Origin of the sequence: Chitinophaga sp. W3I9 (assembly GCF_050434025.1) — a bacterium.
Classification (GTDB): domain Bacteria; phylum Bacteroidota; class Bacteroidia; order Chitinophagales; family Chitinophagaceae; genus Chitinophaga.
Genome location: NZ_JBNPWC010000001.1, coordinates 4,896,891 through 4,922,066, shown reverse-complemented (window position 1 = coordinate 4,922,066; position 25,176 = coordinate 4,896,891). Strand labels below are relative to the sequence as shown.

At 49.1% G+C, this 25,176-nt stretch carries 19 protein-coding genes; 14 read left to right on the top strand and 5 right to left on the bottom strand.

Translation table 11 applies throughout. From position 1 onward, the window contains the following. Positions 1–4 precede the first annotated feature (4 nt). From QFZ51_RS20165 to QFZ51_RS20125, 9 genes are all read left to right on the top strand, one after another. Entirely contained in the window at positions 5–1,441 is a 1,437-nt protein-coding gene (locus QFZ51_RS20165; RefSeq protein ID WP_429048333.1) for a contractile injection system tape measure protein, read from the top strand. A 119-nt stretch (positions 1,442–1,560) separates the two neighbouring features. Then, positions 1,561–3,237, top strand: coding sequence for an eCIS core domain-containing protein (locus tag QFZ51_RS20160; RefSeq protein ID WP_429048332.1), 1,677 nt, complete (start codon positions 1,561–1,563; stop codon positions 3,235–3,237). A 25-nt stretch (positions 3,238–3,262) separates the two neighbouring features. Further along, on the top strand, positions 3,263–4,627 hold the full coding sequence (locus QFZ51_RS20155) for an OmpA family protein (RefSeq protein WP_429048330.1): 1,365 nt from the start codon (positions 3,263–3,265) through the stop codon (positions 4,625–4,627). A gap of 12 nt (positions 4,628–4,639) precedes the next feature. After that, positions 4,640–7,477, top strand: a complete 2,838-nt coding sequence (locus tag QFZ51_RS20150) for a DUF4157 domain-containing protein (protein ID WP_429048328.1) — start codon at positions 4,640–4,642, stop codon at positions 7,475–7,477. 95 nt (positions 7,478–7,572) lie between these two features. After that, positions 7,573–8,448: a hypothetical protein gene (locus QFZ51_RS20145; RefSeq protein ID WP_429048327.1), complete on the top strand. Its 876-nt coding sequence runs from the start codon at positions 7,573–7,575 to the stop codon at positions 8,446–8,448. Between the two features lie 14 nt (positions 8,449–8,462). Continuing rightward, on the top strand, positions 8,463–9,836 hold the full coding sequence (locus QFZ51_RS20140) for a DUF6851 domain-containing protein (RefSeq protein WP_429048325.1): 1,374 nt from the start codon (positions 8,463–8,465) through the stop codon (positions 9,834–9,836). Between the two features lie 14 nt (positions 9,837–9,850). Further along, positions 9,851–10,621, top strand: a complete 771-nt coding sequence (locus QFZ51_RS20135; RefSeq protein ID WP_370910758.1) for a ParA family protein — start codon at positions 9,851–9,853, stop codon at positions 10,619–10,621. 6 nt (positions 10,622–10,627) lie between these two features. Then, positions 10,628–11,356 carry a DUF4157 domain-containing protein gene (locus QFZ51_RS20130; protein WP_429048323.1) on the top strand — a complete coding sequence of 243 codons (729 nt, stop codon included), beginning with the start codon at positions 10,628–10,630 and terminating at the stop codon, positions 11,354–11,356. Continuing rightward, on the top strand, positions 11,353–12,756 hold the full coding sequence (locus QFZ51_RS20125) for an ATP-binding protein (RefSeq protein WP_429048321.1): 1,404 nt from the start codon (positions 11,353–11,355) through the stop codon (positions 12,754–12,756). Before QFZ51_RS20130 ends, QFZ51_RS20125 begins: the two co-directional genes overlap by 4 nt. On the opposite strand, the gene QFZ51_RS20120 is transcribed toward QFZ51_RS20125, so the two are convergent. After that, entirely contained in the window at positions 12,746–13,198 is a 453-nt protein-coding gene (locus tag QFZ51_RS20120; RefSeq protein WP_429048319.1) for a GNAT family N-acetyltransferase, read from the bottom strand. The genes QFZ51_RS20125 and QFZ51_RS20120 overlap by 11 nt on opposite strands. A gap of 168 nt (positions 13,199–13,366) precedes the next feature. On the opposite strand from QFZ51_RS20120, the gene QFZ51_RS20115 reads away from it, so the two are divergent. Continuing rightward, positions 13,367–14,236, top strand: coding sequence for a glycerophosphodiester phosphodiesterase family protein (locus QFZ51_RS20115; RefSeq protein ID WP_429048318.1), 870 nt, complete (start codon positions 13,367–13,369; stop codon positions 14,234–14,236). A gap of 7 nt (positions 14,237–14,243) precedes the next feature. On the opposite strand, the gene QFZ51_RS20110 is transcribed toward QFZ51_RS20115, so the two are convergent. The 4 genes from QFZ51_RS20110 to QFZ51_RS20095 form a co-directional block, all read right to left on the bottom strand. Continuing rightward, complete coding sequence (locus tag QFZ51_RS20110; RefSeq protein ID WP_429048317.1) at positions 14,244–14,879, bottom strand: response regulator transcription factor; 636 nt, start codon at positions 14,877–14,879, stop codon at positions 14,244–14,246. Continuing rightward, the gene (locus QFZ51_RS20105) at positions 14,869–17,094 is read right to left on the bottom strand and encodes a tetratricopeptide repeat-containing sensor histidine kinase (RefSeq protein ID WP_429048316.1); all 2,226 of its coding nucleotides are present in this window, start codon (positions 17,092–17,094) and stop codon (positions 14,869–14,871) included. Before QFZ51_RS20105 ends, QFZ51_RS20110 begins: the two co-directional genes overlap by 11 nt. A 165-nt stretch (positions 17,095–17,259) precedes the next feature. Then, positions 17,260–18,009: a LytR/AlgR family response regulator transcription factor gene (locus QFZ51_RS20100; protein ID WP_429048314.1), complete on the bottom strand. Its 750-nt coding sequence runs from the start codon at positions 18,007–18,009 to the stop codon at positions 17,260–17,262. A 12-nt stretch (positions 18,010–18,021) separates the two neighbouring features. Further along, on the bottom strand, positions 18,022–19,137 hold the full coding sequence (locus QFZ51_RS20095) for a sensor histidine kinase (protein WP_429048313.1): 1,116 nt from the start codon (positions 19,135–19,137) through the stop codon (positions 18,022–18,024). A 246-nt stretch (positions 19,138–19,383) separates the two neighbouring features. Here QFZ51_RS20095 and QFZ51_RS20090 point away from each other — a divergent pair, with 246 nt between their 5' ends. The 4 genes from QFZ51_RS20090 (at position 19,384) to QFZ51_RS20075 (ending at position 25,097) form a co-directional block, all read left to right on the top strand. After that, entirely contained in the window at positions 19,384–21,606 is a 2,223-nt protein-coding gene (locus tag QFZ51_RS20090; RefSeq protein ID WP_429048312.1) for a TonB-dependent receptor domain-containing protein, read from the top strand. Between the two features lie 14 nt (positions 21,607–21,620). Further along, positions 21,621–22,442, top strand: a complete 822-nt coding sequence (locus QFZ51_RS20085; protein ID WP_429048311.1) for a TlpA family protein disulfide reductase — start codon at positions 21,621–21,623, stop codon at positions 22,440–22,442. A 119-nt stretch (positions 22,443–22,561) separates the two neighbouring features. Next, a complete protein-coding gene (locus tag QFZ51_RS20080) occupies positions 22,562–24,268 on the top strand; it encodes an arylsulfatase (RefSeq protein ID WP_429048309.1) in 1,707 nt (568 codons plus the stop codon). A 25-nt stretch (positions 24,269–24,293) separates the two neighbouring features. Continuing rightward, complete coding sequence (locus QFZ51_RS20075; protein WP_429048308.1) at positions 24,294–25,097, top strand: 3-keto-disaccharide hydrolase; 804 nt, start codon at positions 24,294–24,296, stop codon at positions 25,095–25,097. Positions 25,098–25,176: the final 79 nt, after the last annotated feature.

Below are 25,176 nucleotides of genomic sequence, written 5' to 3'. Positions count from 1 at the left end.
AATCATGTTGCATAAGATCCGTAAACAAACACTCCTGCTGACAGTGCATAACAAAGACACTGTTTTTACCTGGCAACACCAGGTAACAGCGCTGTATTGGAACAAGATCATTCCTGCACTGGAAAAGCTGTTCGATAGTCATAGCAGCGGCGACACGGTTATTTATATAGATCGTCTTGAAATTGACCTTGGAAAAATCAAGGCGGCCGATCTTAATAATGATCATTACGTGGCCCTGCTGCTGGAGAAAATGACCGCTGCACTAGCCACGCTCCATGTAAAAGAAACACCGCGTAAATCCTTGCCGGAACACGCTTTTGATCAGTGGTGCTACTACATGGAACATGGCACGCTTCCCTGGAATGCGTCACGGCCCGATGAAGTATGGTACCAGCAGGTATTACAGGTGCTGGCTACCAGTCACCAGGCAATTACCTCGCTGCGCCAGCAATTGTTGAACAACCGGGATTATCTCCCGCGCATCCTGATGCAGCATTCACCGGAATTTATTACGCAGCTGCTGGCCATCATCACTGCCAGAAAACAAACGAGCTGGCCGCCCGTAATGCACCAGCTTTATGATGCCTATCGCCTGTTACAACTCGCGCACAGCGATGGAATGAACCGCCGTGCCTTCGAACAGACGTGCTGGCATTCATTGTTATTACAGGCGGCAGAGAACCCAACTGTAAGTGAATCTGCACAAATGAATCAGCTGTTAATCCAACAGCCGGTATTTGTTACGCAGCTACAGGAATTGATAACGGTATGCGGTAATAATGGTTGGGATAAAGTATTAGTCGCAGCTACCTCCGTCAACATACAACAAGCGGCAGCGCTGCCAAAAGAACCGGTCGCTGCTCCATTAGCCAATGAAGCTTCCGCCAAACCGGACACAGATACATCTGAAGAAGAAATATCAGCGACTACTACCGGCGCCAAAACTTTTTACGTGGTAAATGCGGGGATCATCCTGTTGCATCACTGGTTGCAGCCATTGTTCCGTCAGTTGGAATGGACGGATGGTAAACAGTTCCTCAATGCCGCCTGCAAGCAGCAGGCCATTATGCTGTTACACTACATGGCAACCGGGCAAACGGAAGCCGATGAATTTGAAGTGGTGTTGCCAAAATTATTATGTGGCTGGCCGCTGAAAAGGCCACTGGATACCAAGTTGGCGCCAACAACAGAAGCCATGGAAGAAGCCGACGGACTGATGGAAAATGCCATCAGCCACTGGAAAGCATTAAAAAGTATTTCTGCAGACGGGCTACGGGAAGGGTTCCTGCAACGCCCCGGAAGATTGATTACCGGCACAGATAAGCATCAGTTACAAATGGAATCAGACACCATCGACATCCTTTTGGATCGCCTGCCCTGGAACATCAGCATCATAAAACTAAAATGGATGAAAATACCACTACACGTACAATGGCGATAAGCTTCCTAAATCAATAAAAATTCCCAAAAACAAAATCCTTAAAATCAGTATAATCAGCGTAATCAGCGAGAAAGACAATATCCGCTTCAATATAAAATCCTGAGAAAGACAACATCCGCATGAGTACAAAAACATTATCACCCGCAAATATACAACGAGCCCCCGCCTCCGGCCTTAAACAGCCGGCAGTAACCCCTTTCTGGGGAAAGCCCGCGGCGCAACCGTTTTTCCAGCCGGTTATTCAGCGTAAATGTGCTCACTGCGAAGAAGAAGAAAAGAAGAACAACGTGCAGCGGAAGGAAACCTCTCCGGCCGCCATCTCCCCAACAACAGTAGAAAGTAATATCAACAGTACCAAAGGAAAGGGAGAAGGATTGAAAGGAGATACCCTGCAGGAAATGAACGGCGCTTTCGGCGCAGATTTCAGCAGCGTAAAGATCCATACTGGCAGCAACGCGGCAGGACTTAACCGCCAACTGAATGCACAGGCATTTACCACCGGCAATGATATTTATTTTAACGAAGGAAAATATGCTCCGGGCAGCAGCACCGGTAAGCACCTGCTGGCGCATGAGCTTACACATACTTTACAACAAGGACAGGGAACAACAGGCATAGCACGGCAGGTAGCTCCGGTAAAAGAACACGGGGACCTGTCGCAGGTGCCCGCAGGATTAGCCTGTCCCGTAGATACCAGTGCGCCAAGGGTGGAAGACAGCTATCCGTTCACGGTATCTTCTTCCGGTTTATCGCCTGCTAACCAGCGGCTGATCAGCGGATTTGCGGCCAATTGGCATCGCCTCGGGGCCAGTGCTACCGTGCGGATAGATGGCTTTGCCAGTGTGGATGGCACTGATGCGTTCAACTGGGGGCTGTCGTGCCACCGTGCACAGGCAGTAAGGGACGAGATGATTACTCCAACTGATGGCAGCCCCGGTATTGGCGCCGGGTTTATTTCCATTTTTGCACATGGGGAAACCAATCACTTCTCCCGTACCGATCCGGTGGCCAACAGGGTAGCCGTTATCAGTTCGGTAGTGCCCGTACCACCGCCGCCACCGCCGGGTCCAACGCCTCCCGTTGTTCCTGAAAGAAAGTGCGGTCCCAATGTTACTTCAGAAATAGCACGGGTATGGGCGCAGGTACAAAGTAATTTCAACAGCTGGGGATTCACAGATAAATTGAATGCCTGCCGTTATCTCGTACAGCCTGTGATTATGGGCAGCGGCGGACCGCAACTTAATAAAGACGCATTTGATACGTTCGGCTTATTCCTGAATACTGCCGGTTGGACACAGCAAGGACCTTATCATCCGCCATGCGGTGTGCCGGGATCAGCCGGGGATCCCTGCTGGAGCCGTGATCCGCTGCATGAAGCAGACGACGTATGTTCCAACACCGTGCAAACAGGCAGCAGCTGCTGGAAATCCGGTACCGTAAATTACGGTACCTACGGTATCATGATGCGGTTGTGCAACGGCTTTATTTCTCCTATCGGATTTTTACCGCCGCCATTCGGCCTGCTGAGCGGCGCCTTCTCTTATGCTTCTATGGTGGCGCTGATCACCGCCTATAAGCTATACGATCATGAAAATCCGATGGATCCTATCGCCTGGGCAAGCGCTACTTATAACGGCGGACCATCAGGCGTGGCGTCCGGCGGCAACAAACCAAATTGCCCCGCCACCTGTAACGTACCATTTACAACACCTTCATTTGATTACGTATGGGAACCCGTAAGACAACGCACTTCGCTGAATCCCGCACCTTACGGATACCCGTGTACAACACCCTGATGAAGACGACTTAAATAGTAATTGCATGAAAAAATCTCCGAAAAACGTTAAAAACAAACAGGCAGAAAATGATAAACCTTTTTTCAGCAAAGCTGAAAACGGGGAATCTTTTTTTAGTAAACCTGGAGATAATACACTGCAATTACAACCGGCGGATGCAAAAGCCAAAGACACTGCGCCCGCTGCTGCCGTGGCGGATGCGTGTAAAGCCAGCAGCACACCTGAATCCAAATGGGCCAATGATAACCCGGGACAGGTATTTGGAGTGGAAGACACATCCGCCGGCAAATCAGAAAGTAATGAGCTTATTTTCTGGAATTATTGTGTGGGAGAAGCAGCTATGCGCGCCGCCCACCGTGAACGGCTAAACGAAGTAGCCGATCGCTGGGTAGAGGTATTGAAAAAAGACGGCGCACTGAAAGTAAAACTGCAGGGAGCTGCCAGCACCTCCGGCAATGTAGACAGTAACAAAGCCCTGGCGGCAGAACGGGCTGGCATCATCCGGGACTTTCTCATCGCTAAAAAAATTCCCGACAGCCGGATCGTGATAGATAATACATCCACTCCAAGGAGTATGGCGCCGGAAACATCGCCGGAAAACCAGGCCCGCAACAGGAGAGTAGAACTCTTTCTGTTCCGCTCCACACCCGTAGTCAATAAATTACCACCCTGGGTAGATGTGCAGGTACAAAACCTGTTCATTGGTCAGCAGGGAGTGCCTACACCTAAGCCCACCTTTAACGAAAAGGATAACTTTTTTGCCCGGAACCATTTTTCCATGAAGGCATCGGCAGATATCACACTTACTTCGCTGGGAGGTACCGGCGTCGGCTTTTCGCAGGTGCTCACAAGAGATACGCTCATGGCGCAGTACAGCGATAATGCAGGCCGCACATTGTTGCTGGATTATGGCAACTGTAACCTGTTGCCCTGTAAGGATCTGGAAAATGCTACCAGTCATTTTGCCATTGATGGCCTCAGTATGTTTAACTCCGGCCCCGGCACCACTCAGGGAAAAGTAGCCATCAGGGACCGGCCGGGCGCAGCGTTCCCACTGCATTACCCCGACTCAAAAACGGGTCCTTTTCATCTCACCAATTATTTCTGGCTGATGGATTTTACCGTAATACTTGGTGTTAGGGAGATGGGGGCTTTCATTCCATTAAACCACGCCTTCTGGAGTGTGGCCGGATCGGAAGACGTGAATATTAAACAGAAGTCTGTAAGCGGGATGGCGCCTATTTCTGTGGTAAGTGACTGGCAGCCGGGCATGGCGCCGGGAATGAACCTGGAAGCTATTTATGCCGGTCCTACCTGCAGATATGTAAGAAGATCAGAACAGTTTTCCGCCAGGGAAAACGTATGCAAACCCAATGAAACGATTGAATAAAAGTTTTTATAAGTGGCAGCAGCAAATACACAGATACAACCACCCGGACTAAAATCCTCTGCACCGCAGCAGCGGGAAGGACCCTTCTTTGGCCCTGCCCCCGTGAAAGATCCTTTCTTTCAGCGGAAAGAGCTGCATGGAGAAGAAGACGGCACCCTGCAACGCGAAGCTACTGCTAATGCAACACCGGATGTAACACCAGCGGTAGAACAACAGCTGTCGCAAAGTAAAGGTAACGGAGCGCCGCTGCCATCGCGCCGTAATGAAGAAATGAGCCGCGCCTTTGGTACAGACCTCAGCGGCGTGCGTATTCATGAAGATGCAGGCGCTGCGGATATGAGCCGGCAATTGCAGGCAAAAGCCTTTACACATGGAACGGATATTTATTTTGGCGCCAATCAGCATAACGACAGCGCTGAAGGAAAACACCTGCTGGCGCATGAGCTGACCCATGTAGTGCAGCAAAGTCCGGCGCAGATGATTTCCCGCGCGCCTTTGGCCTATGCGTATTCCAAATTTAAACTGGCGAATAAAGTGGAACTTCTCGGTGACGGTACAGCCGCCAACACAGGTATGTCGCTGGATGAATTCAACAGCTACATACGCCGCCGGGCCGATTGGTTTGCCGAGAGTACACTAATAGAAGCCGACCGGAAAGCATTGTGGAAGATGATCGCTAAAATAGACGAGGGGCCTCATATACTGGCTGGCGCCTCGGATCTAAAACTTAAGGACCTGATTCCGTTGACGCCGGATGAATGGACAAAGCTGGGCGCCTTTGGTAACGGCTGTAACCAGGGCGACACGGTAATAATACTAAACACTACGCCGCCGGTAGCGCGGCGAATGGCATTGGGCAAAACCATGCTGGAACTGGAAAAACTGATTGGCGGCAAAGTGCTGCACGAAACAGTGTCTGAACTGCAATTGATAGATGTAGAGGCAAGACCCGTTTTACTGACGAACCTGAAAGATTACTGGAAAGACTTTCAGCCTCACCTGCAAAGAGGGTATTCTCCCGGCGCAGGTGCCAGGGGAGCGGAATTCCAGAAGATGATCAATATGTTCACAGGTCTTTCGCCATCCGTTTATTCCGACCTGAAAGGCAGAATACGGAACCTGCATCGCTTCAGCATACCGGCGCTCAATAAGCTGGTGGCTAATTACAGCAACAGGCTGCAGCTACTTCCATTGCATCTTATCATTCATACCGGTATCGATGCCAGCGCATTCCAGGATGCGGCGCCGAAATTTGAAGACGTGATCATCAACTCACCGAACCTGGTGCTGATGCTGGAAGGTCAAAATTCGATCGCTGATATTATTAAAGAAGTACCTAAAATTGCTGCTACATACGGCAAGGGCTCTCAGATCGCACAGGTGATCATCGCAGGGCATGGTTCGCCGCACAGTCTTGAATTGGCGGGTACAAGTTTACCAAACGTTGTGAAAGGCCGTGTTGACTACAACTCTGAAAGTCTTGATATCAGCAAACCTCTGGAAAAGTTAAAAACAAAGGCCCTGCTGGATGTGCTGATCAATAATCTTGATCCTGCCACTGCCCGCATCGTATTTGCGGGTTGTCTTGTTGGGGCACACCCGGTCCCTACAGGCACCGCCGCGGCCAATGTAGCGCCATATCTGGCCGCTAATCCAAATGTGGTAGAGTACACACAGCAAAGGGCGGCAGCGCTTGGAAAACCGGTGCAGGTGGAAGGAGCCCGTGCATCCGTAGGACTCTCAGCAACCACCTTGAGAGATCCTGTCAGCAATGATCTTCATATCGATTATCCTTTTGATCCGCAGGCTTTTGGTACCGCTGCAGCTTACCTGGCTGTAGGCCGTGAGCCGGAAGGAGTCATGAGGGCGGCAGTGGAAGTAGCGGCTGCAAATGCTGCAACAGCCACCGTGCTGTTGAATAACAGAATGGGAATAGCCACTACATCATGGTGGGATGAATGCGTAGTAGCCTTTGTAAAGGTAGCATTGAAGGGACTGGGCCCCAACCCGGTAAGCCTCGCCAAATTGCTGGAACTTGCCCAGGTAGCGCAGTTCCCGTTCCTTGCCGGTTTCGGAACAAAATATGGTATATCAGTTGCGCACTTCAAAGGCTGGATCAACGACCGCCTTGCATTTGCGGCAGAGATCTACGACGAAATGCTCAAAACGCCGTCAATGATAGTGGCAGCAGATACGGAGAAACGGATTGGCAGATTTTTGATGGAACAGGCATGGCTCAACTTTGATCCTGCAAGAGCAGGAGCATTCGTAACTTTCCTGGAAGGTGTACCATCCGATTTTGTGCGGCATATGGAAGTACATCTCGACGTAGCAATTATTAAACCGTCAGATGCTACACTGTTTGCTCCGGCAGCTCCGCACACGTCCGGAAGGATCAGGCTTGCACTGGCATGGCTGCACAACGAACCGGCAAATGCCTTTGTAAAAGCATTCTTCAGAAATGAGATTTCAAATACAGCAACCGGTCCCAAGCTGTCGGCACTCGTTACAGCAGAACTGGCCGGCCGCCAGCCGGATGAAATTCTCGGGCCACTGGGTCGCCTGGCGCCAAGATCCGATAAACCGGGCGACGACCGGCCACTGGCCAATGCACGCATCCCCGGACGTGGATTTAATAACTTACTCATTGATCAGAAAGCATATATCGCAACAGTAACGGCACTGAAAAAACTTCCCGTGTTCAGAGGTCCCGGTCCAAAACACAAAGGTATTGGCTGGGTAAAACCGGGTGATCTTTTACAGGTAGCCGGCTTCACCGGTGCATGGGCTGCATTTGATTTCAACGGCAAACTGGGGTATGTGGATAAAACGCAGATTACACCACCATAGCAATAAACCAATACAAACACCCCGTGAATAAATGTTGTTATAGGAAGTAGTGCAGCAGTTGCACATCTCCCGGAAACAAAATGATAAAAAGAAAAATGAAGAACTGGAAAACATTGACAGGTAACGGTGGCAACAAACTGGTGCTCAAAGACAACTATTCGATAGCTGCCTCCCTGCACCAGGTAACGGTATGGAAAGAAGACAAGCCGTTGCTGCAACATCATACGGATACGCCACAGCCGGGCTTTCCAACGCTCATCGGCGATCAGCTGTATTGGGGCGCCGGTGTCCTCGACCTGGCTGCCAACGTACGGCACGAAATCCCGGGCATGCAGGAAGTTATCAGAACGGCGGGCGGACAATATCAGGTATCTCACGGTAATGAATATACGCCAAGCGTGTTTGCATGGGCGCCCGATGGCAGCGTCGTGGCCGTATCAGTACAGTGGATAGGCAAACCAGGCCCGCCACCCGCAAAGGTGCTGCTGCTGGATAAGGAAGGACGCCTGCTGCAAACTCTTTGGGAAGACAGCAACCTGCCGGTGGCAGCGTTGTATATCAGCGATAAATGGATACTGGCAGGCACGCCGCAGTTCCGCGTGTTCGATAAGGCAACTTTTAAAGCCACCATCATCCCGGAACAATTGCCCGCCGTGAGAATTGAAATGACAGCAAATGAAAAACAACTGCTGCTGTTACAATACAATCACATCGGCCTTTGGGATACTACGGCAGGAAAAGAAATAAACCGCTGGAAAGGAAACTGGAATGATGCCACCATTACACCGGACGGCAAATACATCATAGCGGTGGATTTTGAAGGTAAAACGTTTCTTATCAATACCGCCGCACCCCATGAACAGCAGCAGGTAGAAGCCCCGGGCGCTATCTTCTCCGTGGCAGCAGACAACAACCGGTTGCTGGCGTTTTTTATGCACGGTGCAGTCGTCAGAATTACTACATTATTATAAAATGAAAAGATGATATGTCAACCCCGACAACACTCGTAGTGCAATGGAACCAACTGGCAGTGGAAGCGATCCGCTGCTCGTCACTTCCACCATCACTGGCCGCACGCGCACTGGCTATGGTACACACCGCCATGTACAATGCGTGGACGGCCTACAACCCCTGTGCCATCAGTACCGCCACCGGCGCTTATATTAAACGGCCTAAAGAAGAACACAAAGCTGCCTATAAACGCAAAGCATACAGCTACGCTGCTTTCCGCGTGCTCACGGAACTATTCCGGTTGATTTTACCCGCGGAAAATAAAAACATGTTTCATGATATGATGCTGCACCTCGACTATGACCCCGCCATCACCACGCTGGATATTTCCAATGCAGCGGGTATCGGTAACCTCGCAGGACGTTGTATACTGGAAGCCTTTGCGGGAGATGGTGCCAACGCTTATGGCACCCTGCAAATGCCTGCCTGGTCGGATTATACAGGATATAAACCAGTGAACACACCGGAGCAGCTGAAGGAACCGGGCCGCTGGCAACCACTGCTTGTTCCGGACGGCAATGGTCATTTTAAATCACAACAGTTCCTCACGTCACATTGGTCGCTGGTGCATCCTTTTGCGTTGCAGTACGCGGCACAGTTTCGTCCGCCGGTGCCTTACCTGCCCGGTAGTACCGAGTTTCAGCAGCAGGTAGACCAGGTGATAGCGATCAGTGCCGGCCTCACCGACCTGCAAAAAGTAATCGCGGAATATTGGTGGGATGGTCCCGGCACCGTAACGCCGCCAGGTCATTGGTGCCAGATCGCACAGTATGTATCTAACCGGGATCAGCATTGTAATCACCAGGACCTGAAACTATTTTTTGCCCTCAGCAATGCAATGCTGGATGCCAGTATTGCCTGCTGGGAAAGTAAACGGCATTATGATGCCGTACGCCCGGTTTCAGCCGTGCGCTATGTATACAAAGGACGCATAATAAAAGCCTGGGGCGGTCCGGGGCAAGGTACTAAGGAAATAAAAGGAGAGGAGTGGCTGCCATTTCAGCCACCGGCCGCTATTACGCCGCCCTTTGCAGAATATGTTTCCGGTCATAGCACCTTTAGCAGCGCCGCGGCCTATATCATGGCGCAGTTTACCGGTGGCGATAAACTGGGCGCCACCGTATTATGCAGCAAAGGTGGTTCGCTGACAGAACCCGGTTATACGCCTTCACGCGATATTTCATTAAGCTGGAATACATTTTCGGAAGCAGCCGCGCAAGCTGGACTGTCGCGGTTATACGGTGGAATCCATTTTCCGCGCAGCAACCAGGAAGGGCAATATCTCGGGCAAAAAGTAGGCAGGATCGTATGGGAAAAAGCAAAGTATTTTTTCAACGGAACATTATGATTAACTGATTTCTTATGACGGTAATATCGTTGGCTATTCAGAAAGGAGGTTCCGGCAAAACCACCACCGCTATTAACCTGGCTGCCGCCTTGCAGCAGGCAGGTAAAAAGGTGCTGCTCGTGGATGCCGATCCCCAGGCGAATCTCACGCAGGCACTAGGATATGCAGAAGACCCGCCCCAGCACCTGTACACCGCACTGAAAAAAGAGATCGCAGGTGAAGAGGCATTGTTGTCGCAGGTGATACTCACATCGCCCTGCGGACTGATGCTCATACCCTCGTCGCTGGACCTGGCAGGCGCAGAACTGGAACTGGTGGGCATGTACGGACGTGAACAGGTATTCAGCTGGATGCTGAAACCGTTGCTGCCACAGTTTGATTTTATCCTGATCGACTGCCCGCCCGCCATTGGCATGCTTACCGTAAATGCGTTGGTAGCCAGCGATTACGTACTGTTGCCACTACAGGCAGAATTTCTTCCGCTGAAAGGCGTTCGCAGTTTTATGTATCATTTTGAGAATATAAAAAAGAAGCTGAACACCAACCTTGAAGTGCTCGGCATTGTTTTAACCAAGTACGACGACCGGAAATCCATGAACCGGCAGGTGTTGAAACAACTGGAAACAGAGTACAACGGCAAAGTAATGGATACCTATATCCGTTCCAATATACAGCTGGCCAAAGCACAGGAAGCAGGAATGGATATTTTCAGCTTTGATCCGGTGTCGCATGGCGCAAAAGATTATCGCAGGCTGGGAGAAGATTTTCTAAGCAGAATAAAATAGTTGGTTATGTTTGATAGTAAACAGTCTTTACCCGCCGCCGCTTCCGCAAAAGAACCCTTTTTCAGCGGCGTGCAACAGAAGAAAGAAAGTACTTTCTTCCAGACAAAATTATCCGTCAACACACCCGGAGACGCATTTGAGCGGGAAGCCGATTCGGTAGCAGATAAGGTGGTGAGCGGTGGCAGCGGCGCCGGCCCGGTAGTACAGAAAAAAGATATCAGCTCAGTACAGCGGCTGGCTACTTCCGAAGCAGAAGAAAAGCTGGGCACCAACGATGCCCGCATGCGCCGAGATAAAGATATTCAAACCAAGCCCGAACTGCAACGGAAATGCGCCGCCTGTGAACACGAGGAAGAAGGCCAGGTGCAAAAATCCGAAGCCACCGGAGGCGGTAGTGGCAGCAGTTCCGCCACACCGCAGCTCTCTGCGCAGATTGAAAGTGCTGCCGGTAAAGGCAATCCCATGAGCCGGCAAACAACACACGAAATGCAGCATAAATTCGGGGTAGACTTCAGCCACGTAAATATTCATACGGGCACCTCCGCCATACAAATGAGCAAAGAACTGGGTGCGCAGGCATTTACCCACAGGAATGATGTTTTTTTCAATGCAGGAAAATATAATCCTGACACCAGTAACGGCAAACACCTGCTGGCACATGAACTTACACATGTGGTACAACAGGGCGCTGCTAAAGAAAAATCCGCTACACAACCGGGAGGGACAAACATATGAGTAAGATTAACAACAAGGTATCTCCAAAAAAAACAACCGCGAAACAGCCAATAACCGCGGTACCCATCGCCGAAACCACCGCCACGGCGCCGGAGCTGGCCTATTTGCAGGCATTGATCAACTATCAGCTGGGTGTCTACTTTAAAAAAGAAGGCACGCCTTCCAAACCGCCTGCTATACCTGACAGGACTACCTGGCAAATTGTACGGCCGGAAGCCATGCAGCAAAACAAATGGAGCGACGAAGAACTCACCCTGCTGCTGATAGCATTGGTGCCGCATATCCTGCCGGAATTTTACGACACGGCTATCCAGCAATTCCTGCCACAGGCAGGCGAATTTCCACAATTAGGCGGTGTACGCGGCAAACAATTCCGGGGCTTCCTGCCCACCGGAGAAACAGCGCTTTTCCTGCTGGCGGGCACCAATTGGAAAAAACGCCTGGAAGTACAGGAGCTGTTTGAACCCGATCATGAATTTGCACTCAAAAGAATATTATGGCTGGAAGATGTACAGGCAGGAGAACCACTGATGAGTGCCCGTATTATGATGGACATCGACTATGTAAATCTCTTTATAAAAGGAAAACCCGGCAGGCCGCATTTCAGCATGAGCTTCCCCGCCAGGCTCATCGCCACGGAGCTTAGCTGGAACGACCTGGTGCTGGATGAATCCATTATGGTGCAGATCCGGGAGCTGGAAACATGGCTGCATCACAACGATCAGCTGATGAATGAATGGGGCATGAAACATAAGCTGAAGAAAGGCTACCGCGCATTGTTCTATGGACCTCCCGGTACCGGCAAAACTTTTACGGCCAGTTTACTCGGTAAATATACCGGCAGGGATGTATATAAAATTGACCTGTCGATGGTCGTTTCCAAGTACATCGGGGAAACAGAAAAAAACCTGGAAACATTGTTTGCAAAGGCAGCAGATAAAGGCTGGATCATTTTTTTTGACGAAGCAGATGCGCTGTTTGGAAAACGCACCAGCGTACGGGATGCACATGATAAATACGCCAACCAGGAAGTATCTTACCTGCTGCAGCGGATCGAGGATTTTAATGGCCTGGTAATACTGGCTACCAATATGAAAAATAATATTGACGACGCCTTTATCCGTCGCTTCAATGCCATCATACAATTCCAGGTACCCGGAGAACGGGAGCGGGCGGCTATCTGGCAGAAAACCTTCCCGCCAAACGTAAAGTTCCTGGATGAAGAAGATATTCCCGGAAAAGTGAAAAAGTATGAAATCACCGGCGGAAATATTATCAATGTAGTACAATATGCCTGCCTGAAAGCGCTGGAACGGAAATCAACATCGGTTGCCCTGGAAGATGTGGTAAATGGCATCCGGAAGGAGATGAACAAAGAAGGACGGTCGTTTATTGTTTAATATCGGTGTAAGTGAACTGCACTACATTTTCCGGCGCACCGCCGGTAGCACGGTAAAATTCCACGGCATGTACATCCGTGGCTACTGCCTGTATAAAGAACGTGGCGTAGTTATTCTCCCGGCAGTATTCCGCGAAGGCAGATAGTAAATGTTTGCCAACACCCTTTCTTTGAAATTCGGTATGCACCGCAAAGTCATACACATATATATCAGCAGCGCGTGCGTAACAGGAAGGCAGTACATAGGCGGTAAGTCCGCCTATAACGGCATTTTCATGCATGGCGGTATACATAATCAGATGGTCCCCGCTCAACAGGTTTTTGAGATAACTCTTATCGGGCATTTGGAAGTCCTGCATGTCAAATACCGCTTCATATACCTGGAGCAATTCAATAAATTGGGCGAGGTGATGCGTAGTTAACCGCTGCGTGGTAATATTCATGGCTATTGTTTGATGGGTGTTAATACACTATAATGTAACTATTTTTTCCGGCAACCGACACCTATGACTACTAAGATTATTTTTTTATTAAGCCGGTAGGGATCTTCTGTGAAATAATATACTTTCACAGGAACATCCTGTCTATCGCTGTAAAAAAATAAATACCTGATGAACCGTTTATTATTAGCAACCTTATGTGCCATCAGCCTGCCGGTAACCGCACAGCAAAAAACGCCTGCAGACGCTATCCTCGACGAATTTAAACATCACCCGGAACATATCATGGTGGCGGCACACCGTGCTTCGCATAACAAATACCCGGAGAACTCACTCGCGGCTGTAAAGGAAGCTGTTGAACAGGGTATTGATATCGTGGAAATAGATCTGCATGAAACAAAAGATCATATCCTCGTGCTTATGCACGATGAAACCATTACCCGCACCACCGGGAAACCCGGCAAGGTAAGGGATTATACCTACCACGAACTGCAGCAGTTTCCCTTACTTTTTAAAGGAAAACCCACCACGGAGATTATCCCTTCTTTTGAACAGGTATTAAAGATCACCAAAGGAAGAATTATTGTAGATGTAGATTTTAAGGAAGAAAGCGAGCCGGCAGCCAGGCAGGCCTTTGCCCAGATTGCGGCACATGGAATGGAAGAACAGGTCCTGTTCTTTATCTATGATCATCATACAGCGCCCACCATGTACAGCTGGAATCCGGAGATCCCGGTAATGCCCCGCGCGCACAGTGTGGCGGAAATAGCAGAAATACAACAAATGGCCGCGAAGCAGGGCAAGTTCCCGGTTATTCACGGAGACGCTTCTTTTTACTCCGATTCCCTGGTGAAAAGCATTACCACCGGCGGCACACGGGTATGGATGAACGCTTTGGGAAAGTATGATAAACTGGAATCAGAAAAAGACGATGCCGGTTTTGATCAGCTGCGTAAAGACGCGGCCTTTGCCAATGTGATCCAGACAGATTATCCTGAAAAGCTATTGGCTTATCTGCGCAGGAAAGGACTGCATAAATAAACAGCTCTTATAACAGCCCTTGTTGAGCAGCCATTTTAATCAGCGCGGCCACATTTCTTACCTGGAACTTCTGTATCAGGTTTTTCCGGTGCGTTTCTACGGTTAACGGGCTAAGGTTAAGCTGCTGCGCAATGTCGGGGGTGGTTTTACCATCTGCTATCAGGTGCAGTATTTCCTTTTCCCGTTTAGTGAGCTGCGGAATACCTTTTAGTTCGCTGATGGAGGGGCGTGCCATAATTTCTTTGGCGCCTTTGCTGAAAGTGATCATTCCGCTGAGTGCTTCCTGGATACAGGCCACCAGTTCTTCGGAAGAAATATTTTTCAACAGGTACCCCGTAGCGCCGTTCTGGATCATCTGGAGGATCATGCTGCGTTCAGAATGATTGCTTAGTGCCAGTACGTGTGTGTCGGGCGACAGCGCCTTAATTTCCCGGCATAGCTCTATCCCGTTGGCATCCGGCAGCGTGATATCCAGCAGTAATACATCTACTTTATTTTCTTTCAGGAAAGACATAAAAGCCATTCCGGAAGTGAAGCACCCGGTAATCTGTATGCTCTTCACATTCGTGAGCAACTTCTGCAGTCCCTCAAGTACAATCGGATGGTCGTCTACAATAGCGAGTGTAGCGGGATTAATCAACATGTAATTCAATATTTATGGTGGTGCCTTCGTTCGCGGCAGAGTCAATATCAATTTTTCCTTTCAGGAATCCCACCCGGTTACGGATGTTGCTTAAGCCAATGCCTTTCTCCTTACCCGCCGCCTGCGTGTCAAAACCTTTGCCATTATCTTCCTGGGTAATAAAGAAGATATGGTCGTTCTGGCTGCATTGCAGTATGATATTGGTCGCCTGCGCATGGCGGATAGCATTGGACAACAGCTCCTGTACAATGCGGTAGATGTGGATCTGTACTTCTTCCCGGAGGGTATCTTCAATTCCCAGGTCCTGGAAGTCAATACGGGTAGCGTCATTCATGAGTGATTCGCAGAGATCTTTGAGCGCTGTCTTCAAACCAAATTTCAGCAGGTTAACGGGCATCATATTATGTGCGATGCGCCGGAGTTCTGTAACAGAATGATCCAGCTGAAGCGTGATCTTTTCCAGTTCGGCCCGTTGGTCCTGCGAGTAGGTATCTTCAATTTGTGCAGAGAGGTTTATCTTGGCGCCGGCAAGCATGCCTCCCAGGCCGTCATGCAGGTCCCTGGCAAGCCGGCGGCGTTCCTGCTCTTCGCCCTGTAACACGGCCTGGCTGAACTGTAATTGTTGTTGTTGTTCTATTTCGTGCAGGTGTTGCCGGTAGCTTAGCTCTTTTTGCGCCGCCAGTTTCTGCTTGCTGCGGTAAACGAAAACGGCAAACAGCAATACCACCAGTAAAATGACAATAGCGGCGCCCAGCAATGAGTTTACCAGCCGGGCATTTTTGGTATGCAGCGCATCCTGGATGCTTTTGGCTTTCAGCGCATCTATTTCTTTCTGCTTCTCTGCGTTCCGGAATTTTATTTCCAGGGCATGAACATCGTTGGTAAGCTGTGCTTTGGTAAGACTGTCGCTAAGCTCACTGTAACGCTTCATCCATGTATAGGCGGGCGCCATCTGCCGGAGGTTTTCGCAGGTAAGTGCCATCCCGTAAAACAACTGGAGGCGGTTAGTTACCAGCTTCATTGTTTCATTCTGCTGCATCAGCAGCGTGGCCATTTCTTTCGCTTTTACAAAGTTATTATCATTGAAATAAGCGTAAAACTGCTGCATTTGTAACCGTTGCTCTTCATAACGCAAACCTTTCTTCCGGGCCAGTTGTATTCCTTTGTCCAGGCTGGCAAGCGCCTCTTTGAATTTCCCTTCAAGGGTATAATACATCCCTTCGGCGGCATAATGATCCAACAGGTATTCAGATTCCGGGAAAGGCGCCAACAGCTTCCAGGCGCTGTCCAGCGCAGGCTTTGCTTTGGCATTCTGGGCCGACAGCGAATAATTTTCTGCGATGGTATGATAGGCAGTTACCAGTTCATGCGTAGGGGAGTGCGCGTTTTTGAAAGTTTCTATCGCCTTCAGGCAGTAGGTTTCTGCTTTGTCGAACTGTCCCGCATTTTTAAAAACGATTCCCACCGCCAGGTAATCTTTCCCCACTACCGTTTGATCGCCGGCCTGTTGTGCCAGCGGAATCGCCTTATTTAGCAAAACATCTGCAAATGCTTTGTAATCGTCTTTCCGTTGGGCAATAGCGCCATAGTCGTACCAGGCTTTAGACCGGAAAGAATAGGCTTCGGAAGTGTTAAACCTGCTGAGTAAGGTATCTGCTTTCAGGAAGGCGGACTGGCTTCTGTCAGGCGCGGATTTCTTCAGCATATTTGCTTCATAGTAATAGTAAAGCGCCTGCAGGAAGGAATTCTTTCCACTGTATTGCTTTCCTTTTTCCAGGTGTTGTGATGACTTCAGCGAATCGTTGACAGCCCAGTATTCCGACAGGGAATAGTGTGCCCGGGCACGGATACTGTCGGATGTAGTCCGTTGCAATACATTTTCCAGGCTGTCTGTAAGCGCCTTTTCATTCAGCGGAGGCGCCTGTCCACTGCACCAGGAAGTTGCTGTAACCAGGAAAATCAGGAAAGATAGTCTTCTCATAAAGCCAAAATATAAAACAATTGGGTATACATGATCGTTGCCGGCAAAAATACCTGAAAACAGGTATAAATAAATCATAGTATGCCGGTATTGTGCAAACTCCGCGTCCATGTTATATTTGGGGTATACCTGGAAACGTTTTTGATCATCATATTGAAAAAAGGAATACCAGCAGTTTTGTTTCTTAAAAGCCGCCATTCTTTTTTTCAGGGTTACCCCGTTTTTGCGAGGCACCTGTTAAAGGAACCTGACTGAAAAAGGATACGAAATGATGCCGGCCGGTATCTACCGCCAGGCAGGACTACATTTACATAATCAGATTTACTTTGAGTTAGCAGCCTTTGGATCGCAAGGATTCAGAGGCTTTTTTTAGGGCGCCAAAAATACAATGTTTTGACCTTACGGCAAGGGTGGCCGCGAAACTTTATCCCATAACCTGTTCATGACCACCTGTTGGATCACTGCCTCGCGGTAATTGCGGCTGATAGGGATCTGGTGCGATTGTATACAAATTTCATTCCCCTGGATACTGTCTATTTTATTCACTGCTACAATATAAGATTTATGCACCCGGATAAATGCCTGGGCGGGTAATTGCTGCTCCAGGTTTTTAAGATATAACAGGGTCATATATTTTCCCTTGCGGGTGTAGATGCTTACATAGTTCTGCATGCCTTCCACAAAAAGAATATCTTCCACCTGGACCTTTTCATACCGGCTGCCACATTTAATAAAAAAGTGATCCGCACCGGCTTCCACGGGCGTGGAGTTGTTTTTGGCGGGCGGGTTTACCAACTGGTGATAGTCCCTCGCTTTGGTGGCCGATCTGAAGAACCGGTCGAACGTAATGGGCTTCAATAAATAGTCCAGCACATTTAACTGGAAACCTTCCAGCGCATATTCGGGGAACGCTGTGGTGATAATCACCATCGGCGGATTTTGTACCATCTTCAGAAAATCCAGCCCGCTGAGTTTAGGCATTTGTATATCCAGGAAGATAAGATCGGCTGGTTGCCGCTTTAACAGGTTTACCAACTCCACAGGATTTTCACAGATGCCGGTCAGCGTGAGGAAATCTATTTCCTTTACATAACTGGCGATGCCTTCCCTGGCCAGTGGTTCGTCGTCTGTAATCACGCAGTTGATCATAATAAAGGCATTTTAGGTAGATAGTAATTGTGGTACCGTGAGTTCGGCCAGTTCCAGCTGCAGCCGTATTTCAAAGCTGCCGGTTTCGCGGAGTATGTCCAGTTCATATTGACCGGGATATACCAGGTCCAGCCGCCGCTGCACATTTTTTAAACCGATACCGCCATAATCAATAATGGGTGCGCTGTATTCGTCTGCCGCACAGCTGTTGGAAACAGTGAATGCCAGCTGCGGTCCGTCGAGATACAGCTGTATCCTGATCCAGTTAGGCCCGTCGGCGTGTTTGGATACATGCTTGAACGCATTTTCCACAAAGGTCATGAGTATAAACGGGGCGATGCTCAGGTGTGATACCGGCTGCCGGTGATACGTAAAGGATACTTCCACGTTATTGTTAAGCCGCAGTTTTTCCAGTTCGATAGAATTTTCCAGGTAGCCGATCTCTTTGCTGAGGGCAATCTGTTTATCGTTGCATTCATATAGCTGGTACCTCAGCAACTCTGAAAACTTCGCCAGGGAAGCAGAGGCCACATCCGGGTTTTTATGGATCAGGAAGAAGATGGAGTTAATAGTATTAAAAAGAAAATGAGGATTAAACTGGTTCTTCAGGAAGTTAAGTTCTGTTTCCAGTTTTTCTGTTTCCAGCAGTTGCTGTCTCCTTTTGGTTTGCAGCCAGCTTTTGGTCAACTTTATGCTCATGGCCAATGTCATGCTGGCAAGGGTAGACGGCAGGGCGTTACCAAAGAAGTGGAGGAAACAATAATCCCCCGGCCCGAAAAGTACTTCAAAGCTTTTTCCGGATACTGCAGAGCAAAGATAATACCCGCCAACAATAGCGCAGGCAGTTGCCGCGATGGTAAGCACCAGCAACGTAATATAGGCGGTATACCTGCCCTTTTCCAGGTATTTTGGAATCAGGTAATAGAGATTGAAATATACCGCGGCGGCCTGGAATATCACATAAAACGCAAACTTGATATAGAAAGGGAATAAGATAATGGAGTTGGCAGCTTTCACAGGATTCCCTATTGCCACTACCCACCACAGGTAATGGTAAAGACACCAGAAGGGGATGTGGTAAAGTTTATATTTCAGCAGCCAGTTCCGGCTTGTATTAGTGTTCAGCATATAAAAAATTACCTGTTACTAAAGATAACCACATTTTGCTGATTCTCTCCCGGTACTATGTCAATGGCAGCAAATAAATGATGACCCGCATACCGCAGCTGCTGAACGGCCGTATTCCCGGCTTTTCAGGGATTTAGCCGGGAAACGATGCCTTTTGTGCAGGTGGTCAATTTCCTGCCGCCCGTGGTCATTCGGGTTTTTCCGGTGTTGCGGATACGCATTTATTTGCAGCAGAAGTGATCTCTTATGAACTATGTACTCCTTACCTTATTACTGTTGTCCCCGGCCCTGGATACCCGGGCACAGGCATCGGGGAAATCCGCCACGCCGGACAGCCTGCCGGCGCTGAAACAGTTGAAAGAAGTGATGGTGCAGGCAAACAAGCCCCTGTTGCAGCAGCAGGCGTATGGCACAGTGGTGAATGTACAAAGCAGTGTGCTTACAAAAGGGAGCTCGGTCCTGGAAGTACTGGAACGCTCACCGGGCGTAAATATCGACCGGAGAACCAACGGAATTGCACTCAATGGCAAAAGTGGGGTGATAGTGATGCTGAACGGCAAGTTGCTGCGCATGTCTGCCGATCAGCTGATGATCTACCTGCAGGGCATGACCGCCGCCGACGTGGAAAAAATTGAACTGCTCAATACACCACCTGCAAAGTACGATGCTGCCGGCAATGCAGGGATGATCAATATTGTCATCAGGAAAAACAGGAACCAGGGAAATTTTTCCCTTACCGGCGGATATGGCTATGGAGAGAAGGCCGCCGCCAGCCTTAATTTCGGACGCACGCTCCGCAATACGACCTTGTACGGAAGTTATTCCTTCTCGCACGACAAATCCTATTACGACTGGTTTGCCCGCGCAAAAGATGATATGCAATTGCTGGGAGGCCCCAGCTCCTCCGATTTCCTCAGCGTGACGAAGTCCGTGGGGAGTAGTCATAATATCATACTGGGAGCAGATGTGAACCTGACCCCGCGTACTATCATCGGCGGCAGCATCAATGGCAACATCAGCCGGGTTACAGATCATACGTTGAACCACGGGGAATACCTGGTGAATAAAACCACCGCCTATAACATGGATGCGGATATCAGGGTTAACAACAACTGGGATAACCTGGGCGCATCTGTGTATGCAGAAAGAAAAATGCACGAAGGAGAGCAGCTGAAACTCGACCTGGATTACCTGTATTATAAAAACAACCGGCCCTCTGCCGGTATCAGCGCTTTTGTAGATAGCGCCGGCCATACACCGGGTACCAACGATACTCTTTTTGCCCCGGTGCAACGAACCTTTTCTGTGTCCTCGATGCAGATCGGCGTATTGAAAATGGATTACAGCAGGCAGCTATCTCCCAAAATAAAAATTGAAACAGGGCTGAAAGGAACCTATACAAAAAACAACAGTAACTCCAGGATAGAAAGCTTCCTGGATGACGCCTGGGTAAGCAGTACCGCCGCTATCAATAATATCATTATGAAAGAAGTCATAGGGGCCGCCTATGGCTCACTGGAAGCGCAACTGCATCCGGCGCTACGGCTGGCAGCCGGTTTGAGATATGAATATGTACAAACACAAATGGATGATCCGGAAAATAAGCAACAGATCACCAAACGAACCTCCGGTAAGTTCTTTCCGGGCATTTTCCTGACATGGAAAAAAAAGGAAGCGGAATGGCAACTGTCCTATACAAAAAGGATCAGCCGTCCTGCTTACAACGACCTGGCCTCATTTGTCATTTACTCGGGACCCACTTCGGTGGAAACCGGCAACCCTATGCTGAAGCCAACGATCACCAACAATGTAAAGGTTGGTTATAACTATCACGGCTACTCGTTTTCCCTGCTTTACAGCAGGGATGATGCACCCATAGCCCGCTACCAGCTTACACCCAATCCCGCAGGGGAAGTGATATGGGTATCTCCGCAAAACCTGTTGTTCCAGGATAATGTTTCCTTTCAGGCGCTGCTGCCCTGGAAGGTGAACGACTGGTGGAATATGAACTTCGGATTCACGGGTGGATGGCGGCAATTTAAACTGGACTATACCGCCACACCAGTAGAGAAACAATATTTCGGCTTTAACACTAACTTCTCCACAGCCTTTACATTACCTGCCCGTTTCTACCTCGAAATCTCCGGCTGGTATAACAGTGCGTCGTACGATGGCTCCAAAAAGGTAGATCCGTTCGGTGCGCTGAATGCCGGTCTTAAAAAAGAACTGAATAAAAACGGGGGAAGTCTCCAGTTAACGGTAACGGATATACTACGCACGGTGCACATCAGCAGTTATTTCGGGACGCTGGCGGAAGAGGCGTTTAACCTGAAAAGTAAAGTTACCTTCCAGCCGGAATCAGGCAAAATGCAGATCATAAAGCTGACATGGGCAAAAACTTTCGGGAACCAGCTGCAGCGGAAGCAGCGCAGCGGGGCGGCAGAAGAGAGTAACAGGGTAAGGAAATAATTTGTATCTTATGTATGCCTGTAAATGGATACCATATGCTGCCTGCCCGTACACTGACGCTTATTATTATTCTTTTCTGCGCCTGCTCACAGCCGGCGGATAAATCAACCGGACCTGAACCCGGGGAGCCCGCGATAGCGCCCGACGTCATTCTTCGTGATTACGCCTCCCTTTATTACTACAAAACAGGTGAGATGATGCTCACGGTGAAGTATACAGCATTGGATACCGCATCGCATGAAATCAGCCGGGAAGCATTCCTGGAGGCATTTGCGAGCGGCAACTATCTTCCGCTGAAGCTCGTTACGGCAGATTCATCACTGAAGTATAAACTCTACCCGCTGCCGGATTCAACACCCGCCGGTGTCAGAAGTGCACTGCAGTACTACGGGAAAACTTATTATGGATACTATAAGAGAGAAGGAAAACCTTTTCCTTTTATTTCTTTGGAAGATATTAACGGCCAGGCATACACGAAGGAGTCAACCAGTGGCAAGATACTTGTCGTGAAATGCTGGTTTATTCATTGCGTGGCCTGCGTGAAAGAAATGCCCCGGTTAAACCAGCTGGTGCAGCAATACCGTAACCGGGACGATGTGCTTTTTTTAAGCCTGGCTTTCGACGACCGGGAGCAACTGCGCAGCTTTATGAAAAAAACAATATTTGACTATGCCGTGATCCCTGTGCCGGAGCGTTATATCAGCGACAGCCTCCAGGTAAATCTTTATCCCACGCATTTGATCGTGGATAAAAAAGGCGTTATCCGGAACATTACCTCCGAAGCCGGTGAGTTGGCTGCTGCCCTGGAAGAAATAACCGGTCCAGGGAAAAATTAACCGGTTGCCAAAAATAATTCATCCCAATCATCCGGTTTATTTACTTTTCTGTCCGTTTTATTTTATTTTAACGGGAATCCGGTATAGCCGCAGCAATAGTAATAAAACGGTGAGAACCCATGAATGTAAAACCAAAGTCAGTTTATATTATTCCATTCCTGTTGAGCAGTCTGCTGCTCACAGGGTTTAAAAAAAGTAAACAGCCGCTGAGGAAAGACGCGCGGCCCAATATCATCGTCATCCTCGCGGATGACATGGGTTTTTCCGATGCCGGCTGCTATGGTGGTGAAATCCATACACCCAATCTCGATTTCCTCGCTGCTAACGGTATCCGGTATACGCAGTTTTATAATACTTCCCGTTGCTGCCCTACCCGCGCTTCGCTGCTCACCGGTTTATATAACCAGCAGGCTGGCATCGGTAAGATGACCGAGGCAGAGGATGAGCCCGGGTACCAGGGGCATATTTCCACTAACGCAGTAACTCTGGCGGAAGTACTGAAAACAGCCGGCTACCAGACCGCCATGTCAGGCAAGTGGCATGTATCTAATACAGTCGGACAGAAAACCCCGGCTGAACAAATGGCCTGGCTTAATCACCATCAAACATTCGGCGACTTTTCCCCCATAGCGCAGTATCCCACCAGCAGGGGCTTTGATAAGTTCTTCGGCACCATCTGGGGAGTAGTGGATTTCTTTGATCCCTTCAGCCTGGTAAGCGGAACAACACCCATCACAGCAGTGCCTGATCACTATTATCACACTGATGCTATCAACGATACGGCTGTGGCTTATATCAAAGGCTACGCGGAAACAGAAAAGCCTTTCTTTCTGTATGTGGCCCACAATGCGCCACACTGGCCACTGATGGCATTGCCAGAAGATATTGCAAAGTATAAAGACACCTACAAGGCAGGCTGGGAAGCTATCCGCACCGCCCGCTATAACAAAATGGTGAAAATGGGACTGGTTGATCCGGCCACTACGCCGTTGCCTAAACGTTGGAATCAGGATCAGACCTGGGCGCAAAACCCTGACACCGCCTGGGATGCCATGGCCATGGCAGTGCATGCCGCCATGATCGACCGGATGGACCAGGGCATTGGTCGCATTATGGAAGCGCTGAAGGCAACAGGGCAGTTGGACAACACCCTCATCCTGTTCCTGTCTGATAATGGCGCCAGCCCGGAAAATTGCGCCAACTACGGCCCTGGCTTCGACCGCCCCGATGAAACCCGCGATGGCCGCAAGATCGTTTATGCCACCAAAAAACAGGCAATGCCGGGCCCGCAAACCACGTATGCTTCCATCGGGCAAACATGGGCCAACGTAGCCAATACACCTTATCAATACTGGAAAGCAGAATCATATGAAGGCGGCATCCACACACCATTGATCGCTTATTGGCCCAAAGGAATTACCACTAACAAAGGAGGCTTCAGTGATCATGCGGGACATGTAATGGACTTTATGTCTACGTTTACCGCACTCGCCCATGCACAATATCCACAAGTATACCATGGTCATAAGATCCCGGCCACTACGGGTATGAGCCTGTTGCCATCTTTCAAAAATAAAAAAACAACCGGGCACGATCAGCTGTTCAATGAACACTTCGGTGCACGGTATGCACGCTCGGGCAACTGGAAACTGGTGTCGCTCAGCAATGATACCACCTGGCAATTATTTAATCTCGCTGCCGATAAAACGGAAACAAATAACCTGGCGGCACAGTATCCCGAAAAGGTACAACAGCTGCAAACCCTTTGGTACCAATGGGCCCAAACACACCAGGTATTTCCAAAACCAGGCAGCAGAAAACAATAAAATGAAAAAATCTTTAATTATCTATATGAGCAAAGTCCGTATCTCGCGTAAACTATTGATGATAGCGCTGCTGGCAGGCAGTGTTTCCTGTAATGAAGTAAAACAATCCGAAAAAAAACAGGAATGGGTGTCCTTGTTTAATGGTAAGGATATCAACGACTGGATCGTGAAAATCCATCACCACGAACCAGGAGAGAACTTTGGAAATACTTTCCGGGTAGAAGACAGCATCATCAAGATACGCTATGATCAGTACGGCGACTTTAACGACCAGTTCGGGCATCTTTATTATAAGCAACCCTTCTCACATTATCATCTCAAATTTGAATACCGGTTTGTAGGAAAATGGTATCCGTCCGCACCGGAATATACATTGCTGAACAGCGGCGTAATGTTTCACTCCCAGGACCCGCGCACCATGCCTAAGGAGCAGGACTGGCCCATCTCCGTGGAAATGCAGCTGCTAGCTGGTTTAGGTGATGGTAAGCCACGCCCAACCGGTAACATGTGCTCGCCGGGCACCAATGTGGTTTACAAAGGAAAACTGGATGAAACGCATTGTATCGAATCCACCTCCAAAACTTATGAAGGCGAGCAATGGGTGAGGGGCGAACTGATTGTACTGGGCGATTCCCTGATCACGCATATCATCAACGGCGATACCGTATTGCAATATTCCAAACCACAGATTGGCGGTGGTGTAGTAAAGAACTACGACTCCACCATTAAAATAGATGGCAGGCTCCTCTCTAAAGGCTTTATTGCCCTGCAAAGCGAAGGACAACCCGTTGATTTCAGAAGAATAGAAATATTAAACCTGGAACACTAACAGGCATAAAAAGAAAAGCGGTTTCCTGCAAAGGAAACCGCTTTTTTATGGGATGAACTTCCTGAAAAAAATATTCTTC

Excerpts from the sequence above, each read along its gene's own strand:
- QFZ51_RS20165 (WP_429048333.1), top strand. The coding sequence starts at position 5 with ATGTTGCATAAGATCCGTAAACAAACACTCCTGCTGACAGTGCATAAC.
- QFZ51_RS20160 (WP_429048332.1), top strand. The coding sequence starts at position 1,561 with ATGAGTACAAAAACATTATCACCCGCAAATATACAACGAGCCCCCGCC.
- QFZ51_RS20155 (WP_429048330.1), top strand. The coding sequence starts at position 3,263 with ATGAAAAAATCTCCGAAAAACGTTAAAAACAAACAGGCAGAAAATGAT.
- QFZ51_RS20145 (WP_429048327.1), top strand. The coding sequence starts at position 7,573 with ATGAAGAACTGGAAAACATTGACAGGTAACGGTGGCAACAAACTGGTG.
- QFZ51_RS20140 (WP_429048325.1), top strand. The coding sequence starts at position 8,463 with ATGTCAACCCCGACAACACTCGTAGTGCAATGGAACCAACTGGCAGTG.
- QFZ51_RS20135 (WP_370910758.1), top strand. The coding sequence starts at position 9,851 with ATGACGGTAATATCGTTGGCTATTCAGAAAGGAGGTTCCGGCAAAACC.
- QFZ51_RS20130 (WP_429048323.1), top strand. The coding sequence starts at position 10,628 with ATGTTTGATAGTAAACAGTCTTTACCCGCCGCCGCTTCCGCAAAAGAA.
- QFZ51_RS20125 (WP_429048321.1), top strand. The coding sequence starts at position 11,353 with ATGAGTAAGATTAACAACAAGGTATCTCCAAAAAAAACAACCGCGAAA.
- QFZ51_RS20120 (WP_429048319.1), bottom strand. The coding sequence starts at position 13,198 with ATGAATATTACCACGCAGCGGTTAACTACGCATCACCTCGCCCAATTT.
- QFZ51_RS20115 (WP_429048318.1), top strand. The coding sequence starts at position 13,367 with ATGAACCGTTTATTATTAGCAACCTTATGTGCCATCAGCCTGCCGGTA.
- QFZ51_RS20110 (WP_429048317.1), bottom strand. The coding sequence starts at position 14,879 with ATGTTGATTAATCCCGCTACACTCGCTATTGTAGACGACCATCCGATT.
- QFZ51_RS20100 (WP_429048314.1), bottom strand. The coding sequence starts at position 18,009 with ATGATCAACTGCGTGATTACAGACGACGAACCACTGGCCAGGGAAGGC.
- QFZ51_RS20095 (WP_429048313.1), bottom strand. The coding sequence starts at position 19,137 with ATGCTGAACACTAATACAAGCCGGAACTGGCTGCTGAAATATAAACTT.
- QFZ51_RS20090 (WP_429048312.1), top strand. The coding sequence starts at position 19,384 with ATGAACTATGTACTCCTTACCTTATTACTGTTGTCCCCGGCCCTGGAT.
- QFZ51_RS20085 (WP_429048311.1), top strand. The coding sequence starts at position 21,621 with ATGCCTGTAAATGGATACCATATGCTGCCTGCCCGTACACTGACGCTT.
- QFZ51_RS20080 (WP_429048309.1), top strand. The coding sequence starts at position 22,562 with ATGAATGTAAAACCAAAGTCAGTTTATATTATTCCATTCCTGTTGAGC.
- QFZ51_RS20075 (WP_429048308.1), top strand. The coding sequence starts at position 24,294 with ATGAGCAAAGTCCGTATCTCGCGTAAACTATTGATGATAGCGCTGCTG.